The sequence below is a fragment of the Pedobacter sp. MC2016-24 genome (assembly GCF_015223055.1).
Taxonomy (GTDB): domain Bacteria; phylum Bacteroidota; class Bacteroidia; order Sphingobacteriales; family Sphingobacteriaceae; genus Pedobacter.
Genome location: NZ_JADFBX010000054.1, coordinates 1 through 538 on the forward strand (window position 1 = coordinate 1; position 538 = coordinate 538).

The 538-nt window shown below is 43.3% G+C and carries 1 protein-coding gene; it reads left to right on the plus strand.

Annotated features, from left to right (window positions below; all coding sequences use genetic code 11):
• Positions 1–460: gliding motility-associated C-terminal domain-containing protein (locus IM797_RS28230; protein WP_194130569.1), on the plus strand; the 460-nt coding region annotated here is incomplete at its 5' end.
• Between the last annotated feature and the right edge of the window lie 78 nt (positions 461–538).

Consider the following 538-nt stretch of genomic DNA (forward strand, 5'->3'; position numbering starts at 1 on the left):
AGTATTTTTAAATGCGACCGGTGCGGTTGGTTATACCTGGTCTGCAGACAACAGCATCATTGGTGCGGTAAATGCTGCGACCTTACAGGTTAGACCTAGTCAGACAACAACCTACACGGTAACAGGTACCAATGCGAGCGGTTGCAGTGAGACGAAAACCTTTACCATTACGGTACTGGACGACCTTGCTAAAATCAAAGCCACCAATATCCTGAGCCCGAACGGCGATGGTTACAACGACAAATGGATCATTGACAACATCGATTTTTATCCGAACAACGAAGTGAAAGTGTTTGACAAGGCCGGACGTTTGGTGTTCAGCAAAAGAGGCTACGACAACAGCTGGGAGGGAACCTATAACGGTGTTGCACTAAATGAAGGTACTTATTATTATGTGATCGATTTTGGAACCGGCAGGCAGGTGTTTAAAGGTTTCATTACTGTAGTAAGGAGTAATTAAAATGTGCCGGCACTTTAAATAAAAAACAAATGAGAACAACATATAAAACACTTGCCCTGATTGCCTTTACAAGTCTAC